Annotated in this window: 2 protein-coding genes; both read right to left on the reverse strand. The window is 58.2% G+C overall.

The features are described from left to right. Positions 1–314: 314 nt before the first annotated feature. Complete coding sequence (locus Q0I65_RS09555; RefSeq protein ID WP_296062905.1) at positions 315–1,484, reverse strand: ATP-binding protein; 1,170 nt, start codon at positions 1,482–1,484, stop codon at positions 315–317. A gap of 490 nt (positions 1,485–1,974) precedes the next feature. Next, on the reverse strand, positions 1,975–3,225 hold a 1,251-nt coding region (locus tag Q0I65_RS09560; RefSeq protein ID WP_296062907.1), incomplete at its 5' end, for a phospho-sugar mutase.

Raw genomic sequence — 3,225 nt, forward strand, 5'->3', positions numbered from 1 at the left:
GTGCGGATGGTGTAGTAGATGCCCACGATGACGAGCAGGGCGAGCAAGATGTAGGTGTACAGAAAACCGTCGATCTGCCCGCTGACGTCGATGAGCCATGCGTTGAAGTCCATAGGTGCCTTTCCCCTGAAATCCCAACCAAGTTATCGCGCGGGCTTGGTTGCCGCCGCGCAATGCCAATTTACATAATACTGTAATTCCGCGAGAAAGTATGCGACGACGTCAGGCGTTTTGCGACAGTAAATAGACGCACCGCGCGAATTGCGTGCAAGACAGATGTGGTAGCCTGCGGGCTTTGCTCCAGCGATTCAACCTTAAAACAGAGGCACTTTCCCCCGCAGAAAGTCTTCGAGGGGAGTATTCCGATCGCCAACAATTATCGGGCTCGCCTTCGGATAGGTTTTGCAGAATGCGCCCATGCCGCTTTTGCTTACGCGCCCGCTTTTCACCTCTATCGCGGTGATATCTTGCGCTCGCCTTAGGACAAAATCAACTTCCAAGTCGCCATCGCGCCACCAGTAAAGGTCGAAGCCGTCTATCGCCGAGCGCGCGATAAGGTATGCGCCAACCGCTGTCTCAACCAGATGTCCGTAGAGATCCGGGTCTTCGAGAAGGCTCCCTTTTCCGTGCCACATCGAGGTCATGAGCGCGGGGTCGTGAACCATCAACCGTGGTGAAGAGGCTTTTGCTTTTATGGGCTTGTCGTCAAACTTCTGTAGGCCACTTATCATTCCTGCTCCTGACAGAAGGTTGAGGTAGTGCTTGATGGTGTCGGTGTTGCCCTTGTCGTCGAGCTGGCGGAGTATCTTTCGATACGACAGTTCTTGCGCAGAGTATTGCGCTCCGAGCTCGAAAAGTGCGCGCATCAACGCAGGCTTTCTTACGTTTTCCATCTGTAAAACGTCTCGCGAAATCGTCGACTCGACGATGGAGTCTCGCATGTATTCGCGCCAGCGATCTTCGTCGCTCTTAAGGATCGCGGCACCAGGGTATCCGCCGAATTCGAGATAGTCGGAAAGGTTGTAGCCGAACGCTTCGGACATTTCGGACAGGCTCCAATGCGTTGAACGCAGAAGCTCATATCTTCCTGCCAGCGACTCGGAAAGACCACTGCCGATAAGCAAGCTTGATGAGCCTGATAGAATCACCAAAAGCGGAGCATCGTTCCAACTATCCTCATCCCACAGCCGCTTGACGGTTTGCGACCACTGGGCGACTTTCTGTATTTCGTCAAGGACGAGTACCGCTTTTGTGCCACGCTCTGCCATGTTTCTCGCTTGGCGCCATTCCAGTTCGATCCAATCGGCTCCTAGCTCGATTGCGCTGTCCGCGCTCGCAACTCGAACAGGCAATCCCGTCGCTTTGACGGCCTGTTTGATTGCCGTGGTTTTGCCGGTCTGCCGAGGCCCCATAACGACTTGGATGAACGAGCGAGGCTCGCGGAGTCGTTCTTCGAGTGTTCGCGATAGCTCTCTCCTGAACATATTCATCCTATCTATCATTTTTGCTAGCTAAATCTAGCAAAAATGATAGTCTTACCTATTAAAAATGAAAAGAGGAGATTCGACTTAGCTTATTGTTGAATATGCCTAAAGTCGAGCGTTCGGAGGCGCAGCGCAATCGGTGTTATTCCCCTCGCAGCACGCGTGGGCCTCCGAAGATGAGCGATTGCACGCCGATTTGCGGTGGGTCGAGCGCCATCATCGGAGTCCCTTCTGCTGCTTCGACGAGTTTTTTGCTCGATGTGCGCAGGTTTTGCTGCAGCCTCCCCGCTTATTTCCGATACGTCGACAAGCGCACCTCTATAAGGCCAGGTCAGAGAGGTGCGGCATTTTTCGGTTTTGTCGTCTTTGGCCTCGTACGAGCAGCTTGTTCCCTGTCGCTGCATAGGGCCGCGGCGAAGCAATTTGCGCCCCGCGCCTTCCCCATTTCGGCTCTGCGCGAGCTTGCGGTCGAGCCTTCCCCGCTGCGGCATTATGCAAGCAGCTTGCGGCCCGAAGCCTCGATGCTGTCGAGCAGTGCCTCGGCGCCCTCTTGCGTGTCGTCTTTCGCGAACACGTAGAGCTTGATTTTGGGCTCGGTGCCGCTCGGGCGCACGATGGCCTTGTTGCCATCCGCCAGGCGAAGCTCGACGACGTTCGCGGGTGGAAGCCCCGTTCCCGCGTCTTTGTAGTCGACGACGCCCTCGACGGCGAGGCCGGCAACCTCGCTCGGCGCCTCCGCGCGCAAACGCTCCATGATCGCTGCCATCGCGGCAGCTCCCTCGGCGCCGGGGTACGACACTGACACGGTGCGGTTGAGCCAGTACCCATGCTCGGCGTACAGGTCGCGCATCGCGTCCGCGAGGTTTTTCCCCTGCAGCTTGTAGCTCTGCGCCATCTGACAGATGAGCAGGCTTGTGTTCACGGCGTCCTTGTCGCGCACGTGGTCGCCCGAGAGGTACCCGTAGCTCTCCTCGAAGCCGAAGATGAAGCGGTCGGCCTGCTCAGCGTCCGCGAGTTCGGTGATTATGTCGCCGATGTACTTAAAGCCGGTCAGGCAACGGCGCAGTTCAAAGCCGTATTTTGCAGCGAGCGCATCGACCATCGCGCTCGACACGATCGTGGTGACGGCCACTTTCTCGGCCAGGTCCTCACCGCGTTCGGCTCGCATGCGGCAGATGTAATCGAGCAGAAGCACGCCCATCTCGTTGCCCGTGAGCAGAAGGTAGTCCTCGCCGTCCTTCACGGCAACGCCCACGCGGTCGGCGTCGGGGTCGGTCGCGAGCAGCAAATCGGGATGCACGCGCTCGCAAAGCTCGATGCCCTTCTGCATCGCCTCGCGGATCTCGGGGTTGGGATACGGACAGGTGGGGAAATCGCCGTTGGGATCGCGCTGCTCGGGGACGACGGTGATGTCGGTGACGCCCGCTCGCTCAAGCACAGTCGTCACGGGAACGAGCCCTGTGCCGTTGAGCGGGGTGTAGACGAGCTTCAGGGGCGCCTTCGCGACCTCATCGGCGCTTAGGTTGCTTACCGATTTCGACAGGACCGCATCATAGTAGCGCTCGAGCACCGCGTCGTCGATCCAGGTGATGTCGCCTTTCGCAAGCGCGGCGTCGAAGTCGACGGACTTCACCCCGGAGAAGATGTCGGTGCCCTCGATTGCGGCCGAGATGGCGGCTGCGGCCTCGCTCGTTATCTGGCAGCCGTCGGGTCCATAGGCCTTGTAGCCGTTGTAGGCGGC

Origin of the sequence: uncultured Ellagibacter sp. (genome assembly GCF_934643285.1) — a bacterium.
Taxonomy (GTDB): Bacteria; Actinomycetota; Coriobacteriia; order Coriobacteriales; family Eggerthellaceae; genus Ellagibacter.